Below are 20669 nucleotides of genomic sequence, written 5' to 3'. Positions count from 1 at the left end.
GCCCTCACTTTTTTTTCAAAATTAGAGCTGGATCAAAAAATTTTTGCATTTTTTTGTTTTTTTTTTGTTAAAAATGTAACAAATGTCACAGAAAAAATTTTTTTAATGCATAATAATAAGCATACTCCACTTTAGAGTGAATCATCTAGTTATTTTAATGGGTATATTAGAAATGTTTTACCCGATAAAATAACAAAGTTGTAGTTCAACTATAAGTAAAAAATGAAGGACTTATCAATGCAATCTAACAATACAATGAAAGAATGGCTTGCTTCCACAGCTTTTGGTGGTGCAAATCAATCTTATATTGAAGATCTTTATGAATCTTATTTAACTGATCCAAACAGTGTATCCGATGAGTGGCAACAGCTTTTCCAACAATGGAAAACTGACAATGACCAACCTCACGCACCAGTAAAAGATTATTTTCGTAAATTGGCTAGCGAAGGTCGCCGTAATCAGCAAACTATTATCGATCCGGAGGCGGGTGCGAAGCAGGTGCGTTTATTACAATGGATTAATGCATATCGATTTAGAGGCCATCTCAATGCTGATCTTGATCCATTAAAAATGTGGAACAGACCGGCGATTGATGAATTGGATTACCATTATCACGGTTTTTCAGATGATGAGTTGGATGAACACTTTAATATTGGACATTATGTGTACCAACGTGAAAGTATGACGTTGCGCGAAATCGATAAGGCTTTAAAAGAAACTTATTGTGGTCATATCGGGATTGAATTTATGCATATTACCGATATCGATATTCGTCGTTGGTTACAAGAAAAAATTGAATCGGTTTTAAATAAACCGTTGTTCAGCAAAGAAGAGCAGTTGACTTTCTTAAAAGAGTTAACCGCAGCAGACGGCTTGGAGCGTTATTTAGGCGCGAAATTCCCGGGTGCAAAACGTTTCTCATTAGAAGGTAGCGATGCCTTTATTCCTTTAATGAAAGAGATTATCCGTCACGCCAGCAAACAGGGTGTAAAAGATGTGGTGATGGGAATGGCTCACCGTGGGCGTTTGAATATGCTGGTGAATGTACTGGGTAAAAAACCAAGTGAGTTGTTTGATGAATTCGCTGGAAAACACTTCACTGATCGTACCGGTGATGTGAAATATCACCAAGGTTTCTCTTCTAATTTTATGACCGAACACGGTCTTGTTCACTTAGCGTTAGCATTTAACCCTTCTCACTTGGAAATTGTTAGCCCGGTTGTTATCGGTTCCGTGCGTGCAAGACAAAATCGTAGCCACGATACAGAGCGTCAAAATGTGTTGGCGGTAACCGTACACGGTGACTCAGCCGTAGCCGGACAAGGTATTGTGCAGGAAACATTAAATATGTCGGCAACGCGTGGTTATACTGTCGGCGGTACTATTCGTATCGTGATTAATAACCAAATCGGTTTTACCACTTCCAATCCGCACGATACACGTTCTACAGAATATTGTACTGATATTGCTAAGATGATTCAGGCACCGATTATCCACGTAAATGGTGATGATCCGGAAGCGGTGGCCTTTGCCGGACGCATTGCGGTGGAATACCGTGCTAAATTCAAACGTGATATTTTCATTGATTTAATCTCTTATCGTCGTCACGGACACAATGAAGCGGACGAACCTTCTGCCACTCAACCGTTGATGTATAAGAAAATTAAAGGTCATCCGACACCGCGCAAAGTGTATGCTGATTATTTAGTACAACAACAGATTATCAGCGATGAAGAAGCAACCGCTTTGGCGAACGATTATCGCGATAAATTAGACCAAGGTGAGTGTGTTGTTGCGGAATATACGCCAATCGATATGAATAAGATCGACTGGTTGCCTTACTTAAATCACAGTTGGACTTCTCCTTACGAAAGTAAATTCCCGGAAGAGCGTTTTAAAGCATTGGCACATAAGATCAGTGAATATCCGGAAGATCACGTGCTACAAAGTCGTGTTGCGAAAATTTACAATGACCGCCAAGCAATGGCGCGTGGTGAAAAACCGTTTGACTGGGGAATGGCGGAAACAATGGCATATGCCACTTTATTGGATGACGGCAATCATATCCGTTTATCCGGTGAAGATGCAGGACGCGGTACTTTCTTCCATCGTCACGCCGTGTTGCATAATCAACAAAATGGCACCACTTATACGCCGTTACAGCATATCCATAATAAACAAGGTGAGTTTGAAGTGTGGGATTCCGTATTGTCAGAAGAGTCTGTACTTGCATTTGAATACGGTTTTGCTACTACCACACCGAGAACATTAACCTTGTGGGAAGCACAATTCGGGGATTTCGCCAATGTGGCGCAAGTCGTCATTGACCAATTTATCAGCTCCGGCGAACAAAAATGGGGCAGAATGTGCGGTTTGGTAATGCTTTTACCTCATGGTTATGAAGGTCAGGGCCCTGAACACTCATCTGCACGTTTGGAACGTTATCTACAACTTTGTGCGCAAGATAATATCCAAGTTTGCGTACCGTCAACACCGGCACAGGTTTACCATATGTTAAGACGTCAATTATTGCGTAAGGTACGCCGTCCATTGATCGTGATTACACCGAAATCCTTGCTCCGTCATCCATTGGCAGTGTCTGAAATGAAAGAGTTGTATGACGGTTCATTTAAGAATGCGATTGGTGAAATTGATCCGATTGATGCAAAACAGGTGAAACGTGTGGTGCTTTGTTCCGGTAAGGTCTATTACGATCTGTTGGAAGAAAGACGTAAACGTGAAATTAAGGATGTTGCTATTGTTCGTATTGAACAGCTTTATCCATATCCACACGAAGAGATCAAAGAAATTCTATCGGCTTATCAACACGTTACTGATTTTGTTTGGTGTCAAGAAGAACCGCAAAACCAAGGTGCGTGGTATTGTAGCCAACATAATTTCTATGCTTCTATACCAGAAGGAGCAAAATTACGTTATGCAGGTCGTCCGGCATCTGCATCACCGGCAGTCGGTTATATGTCATTACATATCAAACAACAAAAAGCATTGATTGATGACGCATTAACTATTGAAACTAAAGAATCTAACTAAAGTAGAGGGTTATATAAATGAGTAATATTGAAGAAATTGTTGTTCCTGATTTACCGGAATCTGTAGCGGATGCGACCGTAGCAACTTGGCATAAAAAAGCAGGTGAATTCGTTAAACGTGATGAAGTCCTTGTTGAAATTGAAACCGATAAAGTGGTTTTGGAAGTGCCGGCACCTATTGATGGTGTGTTGGATGCTATTGTGGAAGAAGAAGGTGCAACAGTTGTCAGTAAACAATTGTTAGGTAAATTACGTGCTGTTAAAGAAGGCGAAGAAACAAATGCCAGCGTAAATAAAACTGAACCTACACCATCGGATCGTCAACAGGCAGCAATTGAACCGGAAAGCTCAAATGATGCGTTGAGTCCAGCTGTTCGCCGTTTATTGGCTGAAAATGATCTTGATCCAAGCAAGATTAAAGGTTCCGGTGTTGGCGGACGTTTAACTCGTGAAGATGTTGAAGCTTATTTAGCTTCCGCATCTAAAGCACCGGCAGCTGCAGCAGCTGAACCGGCTCCGGTATTAGCGGCACGCAGTGAAAAACGTGTTCCGATGACTCGTTTACGTAAACGTATTGCAGAACGTCTACTAGAAGCGAAAAACAGCACTGCAATGTTGACGACTTTCAATGAATTGGATATGACACCAATTAAAAAATTGCGTAAACAGTATGGCGAACAGTTCGAGAAAAAACACGGTGTTCGTTTAGGCTTTATGTCATTCTATGTTAAAGCCGTTGTTGAAGCTTTGAAACGTTATCCGGAAATCAATGCTTCTCTTGATGGCGATGATATTGTTTACCACAACTATTTCGATATCAGCATTGCCGTATCAACCCCACGTGGCTTAGTCACTCCGGTATTACGCGATTGTGATCAACTCAGTATGGCTGAAATTGAAAAACAAATTAAATCACTTGCTGAGAAAGGTCGTGACGGCAAATTAACTGTTGAAGATTTAACCGGAGGTAATTTCACCATTACTAATGGTGGTGTGTTCGGTTCATTAATGTCTACTCCGATTATTAATCCGCCACAAAGTGCAATTCTTGGTATGCACGCTATTAAAGATCGTCCGGTAGCGGTTAACGGTCAGGTGGAAATTCGCCCAATGATGTATTTGGCGCTCTCTTATGACCACCGTTTGGTAGACGGCAGAGAATCTGTTGGTTTCTTAGTTACAATCAAAGAGTTGTTAGAAGATCCGACACGTATTTTATTGGAAATCTAAACTTAATAACCATCACCTTTAATCAATGCCTACCGTAAAGGTAGGCACATACTAAATAGGAGAAATCATGAATTTACATGAATACCAAAGTAAGCAGATTTTTGCTGAATATAAATTACCAGTGAGCAGAGGTATTGCTTGTCAAACTGTTGAAGAAGGTTTGCAGGCAATGAAAACATTGGGTGGTAAAGAATGGGTGGTCAAATGTCAGGTTCACGCCGGTGGACGTGGTAAAGCCGGTGGCGTTAAATTGGTTCAGACAGAAGAGCAATTAACTGAATTTTTTAACAAATGGTTAGGTAAACGTTTAGTGACTTTCCAAACTGATGCTAATGGACAGCCGGTCAACACAATTTATGTGGAAGAAGCATCAGATCTTGAAAAAGAACTTTATGTCGGTATGGTTATCGACCGTTCATCACAATCCGTTGTCTTTATGGCTTCAACTGAGGGTGGCGTGAACATTGAAGAAGTTGCGGCAAAAACACCACATTTATTACATAAAGTATATGTTGACGCATTGATTGGCGGTATGCCTTATCAAGGTCGTGAATTGGCATTTAAACTTGGCTTAAATCCTGAACAAACCAAACAATTTACTCAAATGTTCTGCCAATTAACTAAATTATTTATTGAAAAAGATGCTTCTCTACTTGAAATCAATCCTCTTGTGATTTTGAAAAACGGTAAATTACACTGTCTTGATGCAAAAGTAGTCATTGATGGTAATGCGTTATATCGTCATCCGGATTTATTGGCAATGCGTGATTTAAGCCAAGAAGACCCTCGTGAAGCAGAAGCAGAAGAATCACAACTTAACTATGTTGCTCTTGATGGTAATATCGGTTGTATGGTGAATGGTGCAGGCTTGGCAATGGGGACAATGGATATCGTTAAATTACACGGTGGTAATCCTGCAAACTTCCTTGATGTTGGTGGTGGTGCAACCAAAGAGCGCGTTGCTACTGCCTTCAAGATTATTCTTTCCGATAAGAATGTAAAAGCGGTATTAGTCAACATTTTTGGTGGAATTGTACGTTGTGATTTAATTGCCAACGGTATTATTGATGCAGTGAAAGAAGTCGGAATTAACGTGCCAGTAGTTGTGCGTTTGGAAGGTAATAACGCTGAATTGGGACGCGAAATTCTAGCCAACAGCGGACTTAAAATTACAGCTGCCAACTCATTAACAGAAGCAGCACAGTTAGTGGTTAAAGCAGCGGAGGATAAATAATGTCTATTTTAATTGATAAAAATACAAAAGTGATTTGCCAAGGTTTTACCGGTGGTCAAGGAACATTCCATTCAGAACAAGCATTAGCTTACGGTACCCAACTTGTTGGTGGCGTTTCACCAAATAAAGGTGGTACGACTCATTTAGGGTTACCTGTATTTAATACTGTACGCGAAGCGGTTGAAGCGACTAGTGCAACAGCAAGTGTAATTTACGTACCTGCACCTGGTTGTAAAGATGCTATTTTGGAAGCGATTGATGCTGGAATTCAATTAATCGTTTGTATCACTGAGGGTATTCCAACCGAGGATATGTTGGTAGTTAAACAAAAATTAAATCAAACCGGTGTACGAATGATTGGACCAAACTGTCCGGGTGTGATTACTCCGGATGAATGTAAAATCGGTATTATGCCAGCACATATTCACAAAAAAGGTAGTATCGGCATTGTTTCACGTTCAGGTACATTAACCTATGAAGCAGTAAAACAAACTACAGATGAAGGTTATGGGCAATCAACTTGTGTTGGTATTGGCGGTGATCCTATTCCGGGTTCAAGCTTCATTGATATTCTTAAATTATTCCAAGCTGATCCTGAAACCAAAGCGATTGTAATGATCGGTGAAATTGGTGGTTCTGCGGAAGAAGAAGCTGCTGCTTATATTAAACAAAACATTACTAAACCTGTTGTTTCTTATATTGCTGGGGTTACTGCACCGAAAGGCAAACGTATGGGACACGCCGGTGCGATTATTAGTGGTGGTAAAGGCACAGCAGATGAAAAATATGCAGCTTTAGAAGCTGCTGGAGTAAGAACCGTTCGCAGCCTTGCCGATATTGGTAAAGCATTACGCGAAATTTTAGGCTAGTTTTTAGTCGTCTGTATCATAAATAGCAAAAACCGGTATTCGAGAGATTACCGGTTTTTTGTTTGTTTAAGGTGGAAAATAAGTTTTGTATTGATAGCTTAATTTTAAATTAACTTATTGATTCGGTAGCATTTTTTTCAATAGTATTTTTCTTAATAAACCACCTAATAAATGTAGCGTAAATAAGACAATGGATAAGAGATAAAGCGGAGTATTGCCAAATGCAGCAAATGGCGTTTTCCCACTGACTTTATACATTTCTGTCGTCAGTGTGGTCGCTGTGAATTGCGGTGCTTGTTTGATTACTTTACCGAATGGATCGATAAACGCCGTCACGCCGGTATTAGTACTCCGAATTAGTGGTTTCCCTAATTCTAATGCACGCATTCTTGCCATTTGGAAATGTTGCCACGGGCCTATTGAAGTGCCGAACCAAGCATCATTGGAAATGGTTAACAGAAAATCAGTATTTTGTTGCAGACTCTTTTGTACTTCACTATCAAAAATGATTTCATAACAAATTGCGTTAGTGAAATTTGCCTGTTTTATTTGTAGTGGCGGTTGTTGTAATCCACCGGCAGACATACTGGAAAAAGGAATATTAATGATATTTTCAATAAATGGCAGAGGAATATATTCACCGAAAGGCACAAGATGATGTTTTAAATATCGTGATGTATGGTTAATGTCATAAGGCTGTTGTGGTGTTAGTGCAATTAATGAATTATATAAATGCTCACTACCGGTTGCTTGATAAATTGTACCTAATAAAATAGCACTATTAGATTGTTGTGATAAGCGCGACAGCATCTCAATATACGGTGTAAGCTGATTTTCTAATAATGGCAATACAGATTCAGGCAAAATAATAATATCGCTTTTTCCTAGATGAGGCATAATTAGATTCTGATAAATATCGAGTGATTGATAAATATAATCAGGATTCCATTTGTTTTGCTGTTCAATATTTCCTTGAACTAAGGTGATTGTAAGCGGTTTCTGTTGTGTATTTTGTTTGATAAAAGTAATTTTATTACTGTAATAACTAATAACCACTAAAATAATAACTAGAAAAGTTTGTGATGTTGCTAATAATAAATGGCGATCATTTTTGTTGCTTAGGCTGTGAATAATATTGAGTCCGAGCGCAGATAACCAGACTATGACGAACGTGATTCCCTGAACACCGAAGAAAGGAGCAATGCCGGCAAAAAAAGTATCGATCTGAGTATAACCGAATTGTAACCAAGGAAAACCGGTAAATAACCAACCTCGTAGAAATTCAGTAAAAGTCCAAAGAATAGCAACAATAATAGCTTGTTGCACCGCTAATTTTCGGATGAGCCAACTAAATAATAACGGAAATAGGGATAAATATGCCGCTAAAACGACTACTAAACTATAAGCTGCGGTAATGGATAAACCGCCAAATTGATCTAAACTGATATTAATCCAATTTAAACCGAAGCTAAAATAACTCATTCCCCATAAAAAAGAGGATATTAATGCTAATTTAGTTGAAGGTGCATATTTAATAACGGCTAATAGTAAAAAAATAGAAATAAAAGCCAGCCAACTATAATTGAAAGGGGCATAAGCAAAAACACCGATAATGCCGGAAAAAACGGCAAGAATAGGATATAAATATTTTAACATTATAATAATCTCAATATCTTAATCTTATTTTGTTAAATTCAGAATAAAGAATGGCAGACTATAATGTAGTCTGCCATTTCAAGTTTAACATATTATATATTACTATTTTCCTGATTATCTTGCTGCATTTTTTCCAATTGCTCATCAGGAATGATAACACGTAATTGAATAATGCGTCGGCTATCAGCAGAAGTGACTTTGAATTCAATATTATCTAGCGTGATGCTTTCACCTCTTGTTGGTAGGTAACCGAAAGCCTGCATAATGACACCACCGATAGTGTCAACTTCTTCGCCGGTAAAATCAGTGCCGAAATATTGGTTAAAATCTTCAATATCGGTTAAAGCCTGCACTACATAGATATGTTTTGAAAGTTGGCGGATATCTTCAACGTCTTCTTCATCAAATTCATCTTCAATATCACCGACAATTTGTTCCAAAATGTCTTCAATAGTGACTAAGCCGGAAATTGAACCGAATTCATCAACAACAATCGCCATATGAAAGCGCTCGGATCGGAACTCTTTCAGCATTCTATCGACACGTTTACTTTCCGGAATGATCACTGCCGGACGCAGCACTTCGTGTACTGAAAAAGGTTGTGCATCCGGACGCAAATATTTCAATAAGTCTTTTGCCAGCAAAAGACCAATCACATTATCGCGCTCATCGGCAATCACCGGAAAACGTGAGTGAGCGGATTCAATAATCACATCAAGACATTCAGACAAACTCTGTTGTGCATTGATAAAGACAATTTGCGAACGAGGAATCATAATATCTCGTACCCGTAATTCAGAAATTTCAATTACCCCTTCAATCATTTGTCGTGTCTCTTGATTGATGACCTCATTTTGTTCTGAATCACGAATAGCTTCCACCAGTTCTTCCCTATTTTTAGGATCGGCCGGAAAAAAGTTATTTAATAAAGATTGAAAGAACCCTTTTTTGGCATTGCTTTCGTTTGAATTTGTCGAATGCTCGTCACTCATAGTGATTTATTGATTACTCCTGTGTAATAAAAACGTTGAAAAGCTATCACATTTGCTGCGCTTTGACTAGCTCACAATAACTATTTTGTGAATTCTGTCAAGGTTTTAGCAAAACGTGCCAAGCCTTCATCCAATTCAGCCTGAGAGATATTCAGCGCCGGTGCAAAACGCACGACATTCGGACCGGCAACCAACAACATTAGACCGAATTGATTGGCAAGATGACAAATATCCATTGCTTTTCCGTGATACTGTTCAACCAATTCTGCACCGATTAATAAGCCTTCGCCACGAATCTGTTTAAAAATCGGTGTTTGTTGGTTTAATTTTGCCAACTGTTGTTTGATAAATTCTCCCTTTTCCTGCACTTTTTGCAAAAAGTGCAGATTACCGATAATTTCGATAACTTTGTTACCAATGGCACAGGCTAATGGATTTCCGCCGAATGTGGTGCCGTGTACGCCCGGTTTAAAGCTGGCAGCGATTCTGTCTGTGGTCAACATTGCGCCAATCGGGAAGCCGTTTGCCAATGCTTTGGCACTGGTCAAAATATCTGGCACAACGCCGGATTGCATATAAGCGTAAAGGTATCCGGTACGACCGACACCGGTTTGTACTTCATCAAAAATCAATAGTGCTTGATATTGATCACACAATTCACGCAATCCTTGTAAAAAGGCTTTATCGGCAGGAATAACGCCACTTTCGCCTTGAATCGGCTCAAGAATGACAGCGCAAGTGTGATCGTCAATCACTGCTTTTACCGCTTCCAAATCGTTATAAGGAACGTGGATGATATCTGCCGGTTTAGGGCCGAAACCATCAGAATATTTTGCTTGGCCGCCTACGCTAACGGTAAACAGAGTACGACCGTGAAAACTCTGTTTAAAAGAAATTATCTTGCTTTTTTGATAACCAAAATGATCTACTGCATAACGACGTGCCAGTTTCAACGCTGCCTCATTGGCTTCTGCGCCGGAATTAACAAACATAACCCGTTCGGCAAATGTTTTGGCAACTAAAGATTTTGCTAAGGCGAGGGTCGGCTCGCTGGTGAACCAGTTACTGGAGTGCCATAGAGTTGAGCCTTGTTGTTGTAATACTTCAATAAGTTCATCAGGACAGTGCCCCAATGCATTAACGGCAATGCCACCTGTTAAATCAATATATTCTTTGCCTTGTTGATCCCAAACGCGACTTCCTTTCCCTTTAACCGGAATAAAATTTGCCGGAGTATAGTTCTGAACCATCACATAATTAAAATCGCTACGTCTAATTTGTTGTTGCATCATTTTCGCCTCAATCTGTTTTCTGAAAATAGAATGAACTCAGAATACGCTTAATTGAATATTTAATCAATTAAGTTGCATAATAATTCATTAATTGGTGCCGCCGACAGTAATTTTTTCGATTTTCAATGCCGGTTGACCAACGCCGACCGGTACGCTTTGTCCCTGTTTGCCGCAAACGCCGATGCCGTGATCAATCTCCAATTCATTCGCTACCATTGATACATTCTGCATTACTTCAATTCCACTGCCGATGAGGGTTGCGCCTTTAATCGGTTTGGTGATTTTCCCTTTTTCGATTAAATAGGCTTCTGAAGTGGAAAACACAAATTTGCCGGAAGTGATGTCGACTTGACCGCCACCGAAGTGTGGTGCGTAAACGCCATAATCGACAGATTGAATCAAATCATCAAATTGGTGTTCGCCCGGTAGCATATAGGTGTTGGTCATACGTGGCATCGGTAAATGGGCATAAGATTCGCGGCGGGCATTGCCGGTTGGTTTCATTCCCATTAAACGCGCATTCAATTTATCTTGCATATAACCTTGTAAAACGCCGTCTTTAATCAAAACATTGTATTGTCCCAGTACACCCTCATCATCAATCGTGAGTGAACCGCGGCGATCCGGTAAGGTGCCGTCATCAACAATGGTGCAGAGCGGAGAAGTGACTAATTCACCGATTTTGCCGCTGAACAATGATGATTTTTTACGATTAAAATCGCCTTCTAAACCGTGTCCGACTGCTTCGTGCAATAAAACTCCCGGCCAGCCGGCACCCAGTACAACCGGCATCATTCCGGCAGGCGCAGCAATAGCATTCAGATTGACCAACGCTTGACGAACGGCTTGTTTTGCAAAATAAACGGCACGTTGTTCACCTTGATAATCTTCAAAAAACCAAGTTAATGCGCGACGACCGCCCACGCCGGTGCTACCACGTTCACGGCGACCATCCTGTTCGGCTAAAACGGAAATGGATAAACGAATTAATGGACGAATATCCGCAGCCAGAGTGCCATCGGTGGCGGCAATAAGCACCTCTTCATATAAGGTGGAAAGCGTGACGGATACGCGAGTGATTCGTGGATCTTCCGCACGCGCGCTGTTATCAACCAAATGCAATAGCGCAATTTTTTGTTCGCGCGATAGCGTGTCCAAAGGGTTTATTGCGGCATAGCGTAAGATAGGATCGACAGTATTAAAACCTTTTTGAAAAATGGGAGTAACGGGAGATTTGTGATTAGCAATTCCCTTTGCTGCTAAAGCACAATTATGTAAAGCATTCAAATTGATAACGTCCGAATAGGCAAACCCGGTTTTTTCACCGCTGATTGCACGCACACCTACACCTTGATCGATATGAAACCCTCCTTCTTTGATAATACCATCTTCTAATGTCCAAACTTCATCCATTGAGGATTGAAAAAAGAGATCGGCAAAATCAATTTGTCGATTGGAAAATTGATCAAAAATCGTTGGGAGTTGTTCTATGGAAAGTCGGTTTGGCGCTAATAAAGAGTCTGTTACTTGGTCTAATATCTTCATACTGTTATTAATGTGTTATGTCAAAAAATTTCTATGAAAAAATGGTAAGCATTATATGCTGTTCATTCTATAAATAACAATGTTTATCAGATTCGTGCGTCCTTCAGGCGGAGATATAAGGCATAAACGGCGTAAGCCGTTTCAAACCTAACTAATCAGGTGTTTGTTGTTGCTCGATGTATTGGCGAATAATTGAAATTGGGGCACCACCGCAACCACCAGCAAAATAAGACGACGACCAAAGCTGATTGCCCCAAGTTTTTTGCGGATATTTGGATAGTTTTTCTTCCTAATCATTTTCTTTTTTCATAGACCAAATGTAAAATGTGGAAAACTTACATTCTAAACCTTGTCAATGCAACTACGCAAAGCCTTCAAATTCGAGATAATGCCAAACGGCAGCCAAATCCGCAGAATTAAACAGTTCTGTGGTTGCTCTCGTTTTGTATTTAATCGGGCGTTGGCTTGGCAGAATGAGCAATACGAATAAGATAACAGCTTCAAATTTAGCTACACCAAAATCGCTAACTTGCTTCCACAATGGAAAAAAGAGCTACTTTGGCTTAAAGACTGCCATTCTCAAGTGCTGCAACAGTCGTTAAAAGACTTAGAAAGTGCGTTTAAAAATTTCTTTCAACAGCGAGCAGATTTCCCAAAATTTAAGAAAAAAGGTTTAAAAGAGCGTTTTCGCTTTCCGCAAGGTTGCAAACTGGAACAACAAAATAACCGCTTGTATCTGCCAAAAATTGGCTGGGTTCGCTACCGCAACAGCCGTGAGGTTATCGGCGAAATCAAAAATGTGACGGTAAGCTACAAGTGCGGTCGCTTTTTTGTCAGTATTCAAACGGAATTTGAATATGAAATTCCAACGCACAACGGTGGTGAAATTGGCATAGATATGGGCGTGATAAGATTTGCCACACTTTCAAACGGTGAATTTTTGCGCCGTTAAATGCCTTTAAAACCGACAAAGGTAAGCTGGCAAAATTTCAACGTCAACTTAAAAACAAAGTAAAATTTAGCCAAAATTGGCAGAAATTAAAGGCGAAAATCGCCAAATTGCATCATAAAATCGCCAATTGTCGTAAAGACTTTTTGCATAAAATCTCAACGCAAATCAGCAAAAAACACGCTATGATCTATATTGAAGATTTGCAGGTATCAAATATGTCAAAGTCAGCGAAAGGCACGGTGGAAGCTCACGGTAAAAACGTGAAACAGAAATCAGGTTTAAACCGTTCGATACTCGACCAATCGTGGTTTGAGTTTCGCCGTCAGTTGAGCTACAAAACACAATGGCGAGGCGGATTTTTAGTGGCGGTTCCGCCACAAAATAGCAGCCGAACTTGCCCTTGTTGTGGTCATATCGCCAAAGAAAACCGACAAACGCAGGTACATTTTGAATGCGTAGAATGTGGCTACACAGAAAATGCGGATGTGGTTGGTGCGATGAATGTTTTAGCACGTGGGCGAGAAATCGTTCAGGTATAATGAAAATCAGGTGAGGACATCGCCGTAGCGCTTGCGAAGTGAACCGCACTGGCGGTCAGCAGCAAGAACCCACCGAGAGTAGCCGATTGTTTGAAATGGGCACTGGTAGGAATCCCCGACCTTTAGAACGGGGAGGATGTCAAACACTGGGAGCAGTATAATCTGGTAGATATTGTAATTGTAAACAGTGGTTATTGACAGTTAATAAAAATGTGGCTGTATTAGGAATTGCTAAGTCGAGAGTAAATTGGCGAAAACGTTGCATATCCTGATTACTATTTACTCGATAACCAAGAATTTTCCACGATAGTTGCGCTAACCAAATACCGTGAGTGAAAAATAGACTATTATTGGGGAAAGTATTGATATTTTGACAAAATTCATCAATTCTTTGACTAAAATCGAGGAAACTGTCACATTGTGGAGAGTATTTATATTCCGGTTTGGAAGTAAGCCAATATTGAGCGGAAAGTTGTTGTCGTTGTTCTGTTGTAATGGTTCGGATCATTTCGAAATCAAGATAGCTGAATTCGTTTAAACAGGAGAGTTGTTGCAACGGTAACTGATATTTTTGCATAAAAGGTAAAGCCGTTTGTTGAGTACGTAACAATTGGGAACAGTATAATGCAGAGGGTTGAATTTCCCACTGTTTGCAATGATTTAAAGCCTGTTGTTGACCGAGTTTGGTAATTGGAATTTCTCGATCAGGGAGCGGTATTCCGCCAACATTGGCTTGACTTTGTGCGTGGCGGAATAGATAGAATTGTTTCATCAAAAAATCTAAATAGTTGAAATCCCGCCGTTCACGGCGGTTAACTGTCTCTAATTTAGGAGGAGTCATCTCTTCCAAACCAAGGCGATTCATAGAGCAATGTTTTATTATTGGTCTATGAATTTAAGTGTAATTACATCACAACAACATCAAACTGTTCTTGTGTATAGTAAGGTTCCATTTTGATTTGCACTTTCTTCCCGATGAAGACTTCAACTTCGGCGAGTAGAGCGTGTGTCTCTTCATTAATTAAATGTTCCGCTACTGCCCGAGAGGCATAAACCAAGAATTGTTCACTTGAGTAGAGATGATGAACACGAATAATTTCACGAGCAATTTCATAACAAATGGTTTCAACACTTTTTACGTGACCGCGTCCGTGGCAGTTAGGGCATTCTTCACACAAAACGTGTTCCAAACTTTCCCGTGTTCTTTTCCGAGTCATTTCCACCAAACCTAATTGTGTAAAACCGTTAACTGTTGTTTTTACTCGATCTTTTGCTAATGCGTCGCGTAAGGACTGCAATACACGTTCTTGGTGTTCTATAATCTGCATATCAATAAAATCGATGATAATAATGCCGCCGAGATTACGTAATTGAAGTTGTTGAGCAATCGCTTGTGTTGCTTCAATGTTAGTATTAAAAATAGTTTCTTCCAGATTACGATGACCGACAAAACCACCAGTATTGATATCAATTGTAGTCATTGCTTCGGTCTGTTCAATAATGAGATAACCTCCGGATTTGAGGTTAACCCGTTTATTCAGCGCTTTTTGAATGCTGTCTTCAACATTATAAAGATCAAATAGCGGTTGAGGACCAGTATAAACTGATAGCGTATGAGTGAGATGAGGCAAGAATTCTTCAATAAATTCTTTGACTTCAAGGAATACTAATTTTGAATCAATACGGATACTATCAATTGTCATCCCAACAAAATCACGAATAATGCGTTGTGCTAATGCTGGTTCGGTATAAAGCATTGCCGGTGCGGTTGAGCGTACTTTACGTTCCAGCACTTTACGCCATAAACGCTTTAGAAAATCCTCATCCTGCTTAAGTTCTTCCAGTGAAACGTTTTCCGCAGCAGTACGGATGATGAAACCGCCTAATTCATCGCAAAATGGTGTGACTAATTCTTTTAAACGGGCACGTTCTTCTTCGCTTTCAATTCGTTGTGATACTCCAACGTGACTATTTTCCGGCATAAATACCAAATAGCGGGAGGGAAGGGTGATGTCTGTGGTTAATCTTGCACCTTTTGTTCCTAACGGATCTTTAACCACCTGAACAATAATATCTTGTCCTTCACGTACCAATTCTGCAATATCTTTAACTACAAACTGCTTTTGTTCATTTTCATCGACACATTCAGTGTGTGAAACAATATCGGAAGCGTGCAAAAAAGCCGCTTTTTCCAAACCGATATCGACAAAAGCAGATTGCATTCCTGGTAAAACTCGTGTTACCCGACCCTTATATATATTGCCAACAATTCCCCGTTTTGTTTCTCGCTCAATATGCACTTCACGCAAAATTCCCCCAGCAACTAAGGCAATCCTTGTTTCATTCGGGGTAACATTGACCAATAATTCGACCTTGTTACCATTATCCATAATTTTTCCTAAAATTTTTTCATTTGTGGACGTTAGTCTAACCAAATCAAAATTCAATTCCTAGAATATTTTAAATAATCATTACTAATCTTTGTTTCATATCATTTATAACAGGAAGTTTTCTGTTGAGGTTGAATTTACCAATATTGAAATTTTAGGGAAGACGAGCATTGATGCAATGTGTCAAAAACGGTGATGAGAACCGATATTGCCGTTTGTCGAGGAAAATGCAAATGTTGTTTAATTTGACTGTAAATGAGGATTTATTCTGTTCATAATGAAAAGGTGCGGATAGAAACCGCACCTTTTCCTTCTAGATATTAATTTAATTCCGCACGTAATTTTTTGGTCACTTCAACCATTACTTCTAATTGCTGTAAGGTTTCTGTCCAGCCACGGGTTTTTAGGCCGCAGTCCGGGTTCACCCATAAACGCTCTTTTGGTACCACTTTCAAAGCCTTGCGTAACAGATGTTCAATTTCCTCTGGTTTTGGTACGCGTGGGCTGTGAATATCGTACACGCCTGGACCGATGTCGTTTGGATATTTGAAATCAGCGAATGCGTTTAACAATTCCATATCCGAACGTGAAGTTTCAATGGTGATCACGTCCGCATCAAGTGCTGCAATGGCTGGCAAGATGTCGTTAAATTCAGAATAACACATATGGGTGTGAATTTGCGTGTCATCTTGCACGCCCATTGAACTTAAACGGAACGCTTCGCCTGCCCATTGTAGATACGCGTCCCAGTCTGCACGTTTGAGCGGTAAGCCTTCGCGGATCGCTGGTTCGTCAATTTGAATGACTTTGATACCCGCTTTTTCCAAGTCTAACACTTCATCAGACAATGCCACGCCGATTTGTTTACACACGGTTGCACGCGGAATATCGTTACGCACGAAAGACCATTGTAAAATCGTAACAGGGCCCGTAAGCATTCCTTTCATCACTTTGTTGGTGAGGCTTTGGGCATATTGCGACCAGCGTACTGTCATTGGTTCAGGGCGTACTACATCACCGTAAATAATTGGTGGCTTCACACAACGTGAACCGTAGCTTTGTACCCAGCCGAATTTGGTGAAGGCAAAACCGTCTAATAATTCCCCGAAGTATTCCACCATATCGTTACGTTCCGCTTCACCGTGAACGAGGACATCAAGGTCGAGTTTTTCTTGCTCACGTACTACCAACTCGATTTCTTTTTTCATCGCCGCTTCGTAATCTTCAAGGCTTAGCGTACCTTTTTTGAATTGGGCGCGAGCTTGGCGGATTTCACTGGTTTGTGGGAATGAGCCGATAGTTGTTGTTGGTAATAACGGTAAATTTAACCACGCATTTTGTTTGGCGATACGCTCAGCAAATGGCGATTTGCGTTGATCCGCACCTTCTGGCAAGTTAGCTAAACGTGCAGCCACTTCAGGGCGATGAATTTCTTTGCTGTTCGCACGCGAATCAGCCGCTGCTTGGCTTGCATCAAGCTCTGCTTGCACGGCAGCACGCCCTTGTTCAAGTGCGGTCTTAATGACGGACAATTCTTGCACTTTTTGAAGCGTGAACGCCAACCAGTTGTAAAGCTCAGGTTTGTTCTCTTTGAGTTGCACTTCTACGGAAAGATCATAAGGGGTATGCAATAAAGAGCAACTTGGTGCAATCCATAAACGCTCGCCCAATTTGGCTTTTAAGGGTTCAAGCACATCTAGCACTTGATTGAGGTTGGCACGCCATACGTTACGCCCATCAATCACACCTGCGGAAAGCACCTTGTCATAATCAGTAAAGGTAGCCAGTTGCTCAGGCGCACGCACTAAGTCAATGTGCAAACCATCCACAGGTAAGGCTTTGAGCAATTCCGCGTGTTGTGCCACCGAGCCAAAATAAGTCGCAAGTAATAATTTTGCGTTTACTTTTTCGCTTAATGTGGCATACACCGCTTTGTAAGCCTCAACCCACTCAGGGGCTAAATCCACCGCTAAAGCTGGCTCATCAATTTGAATCCACTCGACGCCCTCAGCCGCCAATGCGTTTAAGATTTCCACATAAACAGGCACGAGTTTGTTTAATAAATCAAAGCGGTTAAAGGCTTCTCCTTTTTCTTTCCCTAAATGTAAGAACGTTAATGGCCCAACAATGGTTGGTTTAACGTTCAAACCGAGTGCTTTGGCTTCGCGAATTTGTTGCACATAATGGGCGGGATTGGCTTTAAATTCGGTATTTTTGTGAAATTCTGGCACAAGGTAGTGATAGTTGGTGTCGAACCATTTTGTCATCTCAATGGCGAATTGATCTTTATTCCCACGCGCCAGTTGGAAATATTGGTCAAGGGTTAAGTTTTGGCTGTCAAAACCAAAACGTGCAGGAATTGCCCCTGTTGCCACTTGTAGATCTAAAATATGATCGTAGAAGGTGAAATCAGCCACTGCGACATAATCTGCCTTCGCCGCCGCTTGGTGCTGCCAATTTTTTTCTCTTAATAATTTTGCAACGGTTAATAAATCCTGTTCAGATAATTCTTGACGCCAATAACGCTCTTGAGCAAATTTGAGTTCACGTTTTGCTCCAATACGAGGAAAACCTAAAAGGTGAAATGTTGTCATAATGCATCTCCTTATATTTTTATATTAAACTGAATTAAATAGACGTCTAAACGTCTTTATGTAATGCAGAATAACGAAAAATTTTGTATGATGAAAGCTCATAATTTTCATATTTAAGATGAATTAAATTAATAAAGATGAAACCTACTTTTTTAGAATTACGACATTTAAAAACATTATTAGCATTAAAGGAGACTGGTAGCGTGTCTTCAGCTGCAAAACGTATTTATCTAACGCAATCAGCGCTTTCCCATCAATTAAAACTGATGGAAGAGCAGTTCGGTTTACCCTTGTTTGAACGGAAAACTTCACCGATCCGTTTTACTGCTGCTGGGGAGCGTTTGATTAAGCTGGCGAATGAGATTTTCCCCAAAGTGGTGGAGGCTGAGCGAGATTTGTCACGGGTGAAGCAGGGAGAAGCGGGGGAGCTGCGAATTGCGGTGGAATGCCATACTTGTTTTGATTGGTTGATGCCCGCAATGGATAGTTTTCGACAGAATTGGCCCTTAGTGGAGCTGGATATTGTATCGGGCTTTCATACGGACACGGTGGGGCTGTTGCTGAGCCATCGGGCGGATTGGGCAGTGGTATCGGAAATCGAAGAAAACAGCGAAGTGATCCATCGTCCTTTGTTTGCTTATGAAATGGTAGGGATCTGTGCGAGAGATCACGAACTGGCAACTAAAGAGGTCTGGCAGGCACAAGATTTTGTTGATCAAACATTGATTACCTATCCGGTGCCGGATGATATGTTGGATTTGTTGCGTAAGGTGCTGAAACCAGCAGGAATAAATCCGATCAGGCGGACTACGGAGTTAACTATTGCAATGATACAATTGGTCGCCAGTAAACGAGGAATTGCTGCATTGCCTTATTGGGCTGTATTGCCTTATTTAGAAAAAGGATATGTCGTGGCGAGAAAAATTACTGAACAGGGTTTATATAGTAATTTATATGCGGCAATTCGTACGGAAGATAGAAATGTTGCTTATATTGATGATTTTTATGAAACAGTGAAAAATCAATGTTTTGCAACTTTGCCTGGCTTGGTTGTTTTGGATTGAGGAAGAAAAATGTCTTTACAATTTAATGGGATAGCTCTTTTTTTAGTCGTTTTAATTGCTTTGGGTGTTATTGGACATAATAGTTCAGTAACAGTGGCGGCATCGGTACTATTACTAATGCAACAAACACCGTTAGCAAAACATATTGTTTGGCTTGATAAATACGGTTTAACAATAGGGATTATTATCTTAACTATCGGTGTATTAAGCCCATTAGTATCAGGAAAAATCAGTTTACCGGAGTTAAAACAATTATTGCACTGGAAAATGTTTTTAGCTATTACTGTAGGTATTTTGGTTGCTTGGTTGGGTGGTAGAGGTGTTTCTTTGATGAGTGCCTATCCGACATTAGTAACAGGGTTATTGATTGGCACGATTTTAGGTGTTGCTTTTTTAGGTGGAGTGCCTGTTGGTCCACTAATTGCTGCCGGAATTTTGTCGTTAATTATAGGGAAATCATAAAAATAGGTGCAATATTGGATAAGAAAAATACAATTTAGCTAAAATTGTTGAAAATAGCACCGAAAGAACATTTTCGTAAATTTTATGCTTGCAACCGTCGTAAACATCCGTATAATGCACCTCGTTCACTGATGCCTGGGTGGCGAAATTGGTAGACGCAGTTGATTCAAAATCAACCGCCTTCGGGTGTGCCGGTTCGAGTCCGGCCCTAGGCACCACTAAAAAGATTTCAAAAAAAGACCGCCGATAAAAAGGCGGTTTTTTATTTCCTAAAATCTTCATAATATCAACAACTTACGCCAAAAATTAACAAGAAAACATTTCTAAGAATACTGTACAAATATACAGTAAATTGCTATTATTTTGCGGTCTTGATGATCTAAAATGATCTCATTTATTATCTATTTGCACCCAAATTGCACCCAAAAATAGAGAAAGAAATAATGGCTACATTAACAAAACGGAACAACGGTTGGCGAGTACAAATAAGACGAAAAGGCATCTCGCGTTCAGCTCAATTTCGCACAAAAGCAGAAGCACAGGCGTGGGCTTTAGAAATGGAAAGTAAAATTTTCAATGGCGACCTAAACCACATACTAAACATTACATTTTCGGATCTTATTGATAAATACATCAAAGAAATATCTATCACAAAACGAAGCTATAAAAATGAAGTTATACGCCTAACAAGGCTGAGCAATAGAAAAATCGGACAAATTAACTTACGTGATTTAGATGAATATCATTTTCAGCAATGGAAAGAAGAGCGCCAAAAAGAAGTGATCTGCACCCCAAAAGTT

Annotated in this window: 13 protein-coding genes, 1 tRNA gene and 3 pseudogenes; 9 read left to right on the top strand and 8 right to left on the bottom strand. The window is 40.2% G+C overall.

Annotation, left to right across the window (positions count from 1 at the left end; all coding sequences use genetic code 11):
* Positions 1 to 237 precede the first annotated feature (237 nt).
* The 4 genes from sucA to sucD all read left to right on the top strand — a co-directional run bounded on the left by sucA (position 238) and on the right by sucD (position 6383).
* Positions 238 to 3051, top strand: coding sequence for a 2-oxoglutarate dehydrogenase E1 component (sucA, locus tag JP36_RS09435; RefSeq protein WP_039174153.1), 2814 nt, complete (start codon positions 238 to 240; stop codon positions 3049 to 3051).
* A gap of 17 nt (positions 3052 to 3068) precedes the next feature.
* On the top strand, positions 3069 to 4280 hold the full coding sequence (gene odhB, locus JP36_RS09430; RefSeq protein ID WP_021460806.1) for a 2-oxoglutarate dehydrogenase complex dihydrolipoyllysine-residue succinyltransferase: 1212 nt from the start codon (positions 3069 to 3071) through the stop codon (positions 4278 to 4280).
* Positions 4281 to 4347: 67 nt separating this feature from the next.
* Positions 4348 to 5514 carry an ADP-forming succinate--CoA ligase subunit beta gene (gene sucC, locus JP36_RS09425; RefSeq protein ID WP_013745217.1) on the top strand — a complete coding sequence of 389 codons (1167 nt, stop codon included), beginning with the start codon at positions 4348 to 4350 and terminating at the stop codon, positions 5512 to 5514.
* A complete protein-coding gene (gene sucD, locus JP36_RS09420; protein ID WP_039174151.1) occupies positions 5514 to 6383 on the top strand; it encodes a succinate--CoA ligase subunit alpha in 870 nt (289 codons plus the stop codon). Before sucC ends, sucD begins: the two co-directional genes overlap by 1 nt.
* A gap of 114 nt (positions 6384 to 6497) precedes the next feature.
* Here the strand turns inward: sucD and lnt are convergent, their stop codons facing one another.
* The 5 genes and pseudogenes from lnt to JP36_RS11820 all read right to left on the bottom strand — a co-directional run.
* Positions 6498 to 8039 (bottom strand): apolipoprotein N-acyltransferase, encoded by a 1542-nt coding sequence (lnt, locus tag JP36_RS09415; protein WP_039174150.1) that lies wholly within the window; start codon positions 8037 to 8039, stop codon positions 6498 to 6500.
* A gap of 92 nt (positions 8040 to 8131) precedes the next feature.
* Entirely contained in the window at positions 8132 to 9031 is a 900-nt protein-coding gene (corC, locus tag JP36_RS09410) for a CNNM family magnesium/cobalt transport protein CorC (RefSeq protein ID WP_039174149.1), read from the bottom strand.
* 80 nt (positions 9032 to 9111) lie between these two features.
* Positions 9112 to 10320, bottom strand: a complete 1209-nt coding sequence (locus tag JP36_RS09405) for an aspartate aminotransferase family protein (RefSeq protein ID WP_013745213.1) — start codon at positions 10318 to 10320, stop codon at positions 9112 to 9114.
* A gap of 90 nt (positions 10321 to 10410) precedes the next feature.
* Positions 10411 to 11868 carry a metalloprotease TldD gene (tldD, locus tag JP36_RS09400; protein ID WP_081964373.1) on the bottom strand — a complete coding sequence of 486 codons (1458 nt, stop codon included), beginning with the start codon at positions 11866 to 11868 and terminating at the stop codon, positions 10411 to 10413.
* A 151-nt stretch (positions 11869 to 12019) separates the two neighbouring features.
* Positions 12020 to 12156, bottom strand: a pseudogene (locus JP36_RS11820) (transposase); the annotation flags it as partial.
* Between the two features lie 67 nt (positions 12157 to 12223).
* Here JP36_RS11820 and JP36_RS11920 point away from each other — a divergent pair.
* A pseudogene (locus JP36_RS11920) lies at positions 12224 to 13359 on the top strand (RNA-guided endonuclease InsQ/TnpB family protein).
* 139 nt (positions 13360 to 13498) lie between these two features.
* Here the strand turns inward: JP36_RS11920 and JP36_RS09390 are convergent.
* From JP36_RS09390 to metE, 3 genes are all read right to left on the bottom strand, one after another.
* Entirely contained in the window at positions 13499 to 14224 is a 726-nt protein-coding gene (locus tag JP36_RS09390; protein ID WP_234702185.1) for a histidine phosphatase family protein, read from the bottom strand.
* 40 nt (positions 14225 to 14264) lie between these two features.
* The gene (gene rng / locus JP36_RS09385) at positions 14265 to 15749 is read right to left on the bottom strand and encodes a ribonuclease G (protein WP_013745210.1); all 1485 of its coding nucleotides are present in this window, start codon (positions 15747 to 15749) and stop codon (positions 14265 to 14267) included.
* 320 nt (positions 15750 to 16069) lie between these two features.
* On the bottom strand, positions 16070 to 18343 hold the full coding sequence (metE, locus tag JP36_RS09380) for a 5-methyltetrahydropteroyltriglutamate--homocysteine S-methyltransferase (RefSeq protein ID WP_039174147.1): 2274 nt from the start codon (positions 18341 to 18343) through the stop codon (positions 16070 to 16072).
* A gap of 137 nt (positions 18344 to 18480) precedes the next feature.
* Here metE and JP36_RS09375 point away from each other — a divergent pair, with 137 nt between their 5' ends.
* The 4 genes and pseudogenes from JP36_RS09375 to JP36_RS09360 form a co-directional block, all read left to right on the top strand.
* Positions 18481 to 19407, top strand: a complete 927-nt coding sequence (locus JP36_RS09375) for a LysR family transcriptional regulator (protein ID WP_039174145.1) — start codon at positions 18481 to 18483, stop codon at positions 19405 to 19407.
* Between the two features lie 9 nt (positions 19408 to 19416).
* Entirely contained in the window at positions 19417 to 19869 is a 453-nt protein-coding gene (locus JP36_RS09370) for a DUF441 domain-containing protein (protein ID WP_039142049.1), read from the top strand.
* Between the two features lie 133 nt (positions 19870 to 20002).
* Positions 20003 to 20087 (top strand) — tRNA-Leu (locus tag JP36_RS09365).
* Positions 20088 to 20312: 225 nt separating this feature from the next.
* Positions 20313 to 20669: pseudogene (locus tag JP36_RS09360) on the top strand (site-specific integrase); the annotation flags it as partial.

Source organism: Gallibacterium genomosp. 1 (assembly GCF_000771875.1).
Classification (GTDB): Bacteria; Pseudomonadota; Gammaproteobacteria; order Enterobacterales; family Pasteurellaceae; genus Gallibacterium.
Note: the sequence above shows the minus strand (reverse complement) of the source record. Positions and strands in the feature narration are given on the sequence as shown.

Bases quoted from the DNA above. Each gene is read 5' to 3' on its own strand.
- sucA (WP_039174153.1), top strand. From the start codon at position 238: ATGCAATCTAACAATACAATGAAAGAATGGCTTGCTTCCACAGCTTTT.
- odhB (WP_021460806.1), top strand. From the start codon at position 3,069: ATGAGTAATATTGAAGAAATTGTTGTTCCTGATTTACCGGAATCTGTA.
- sucC (WP_013745217.1), top strand. From the start codon at position 4,348: ATGAATTTACATGAATACCAAAGTAAGCAGATTTTTGCTGAATATAAA.
- sucD (WP_039174151.1), top strand. From the start codon at position 5,514: ATGTCTATTTTAATTGATAAAAATACAAAAGTGATTTGCCAAGGTTTT.
- lnt (WP_039174150.1), bottom strand. From the start codon at position 8,039: ATGTTAAAATATTTATATCCTATTCTTGCCGTTTTTTCCGGCATTATC.
- corC (WP_039174149.1), bottom strand. From the start codon at position 9,031: ATGAGTGACGAGCATTCGACAAATTCAAACGAAAGCAATGCCAAAAAA.
- JP36_RS09405 (WP_013745213.1), bottom strand. From the start codon at position 10,320: ATGCAACAACAAATTAGACGTAGCGATTTTAATTATGTGATGGTTCAG.
- tldD (WP_081964373.1), bottom strand. From the start codon at position 11,868: ATGAAGATATTAGACCAAGTAACAGACTCTTTATTAGCGCCAAACCGA.
- JP36_RS09390 (WP_234702185.1), bottom strand. From the start codon at position 14,224: ATGAATCGCCTTGGTTTGGAAGAGATGACTCCTCCTAAATTAGAGACA.
- rng (WP_013745210.1), bottom strand. From the start codon at position 15,749: ATGGATAATGGTAACAAGGTCGAATTATTGGTCAATGTTACCCCGAAT.
- metE (WP_039174147.1), bottom strand. From the start codon at position 18,343: ATGACAACATTTCACCTTTTAGGTTTTCCTCGTATTGGAGCAAAACGT.
- JP36_RS09375 (WP_039174145.1), top strand. From the start codon at position 18,481: ATGAAACCTACTTTTTTAGAATTACGACATTTAAAAACATTATTAGCA.
- JP36_RS09370 (WP_039142049.1), top strand. From the start codon at position 19,417: ATGTCTTTACAATTTAATGGGATAGCTCTTTTTTTAGTCGTTTTAATT.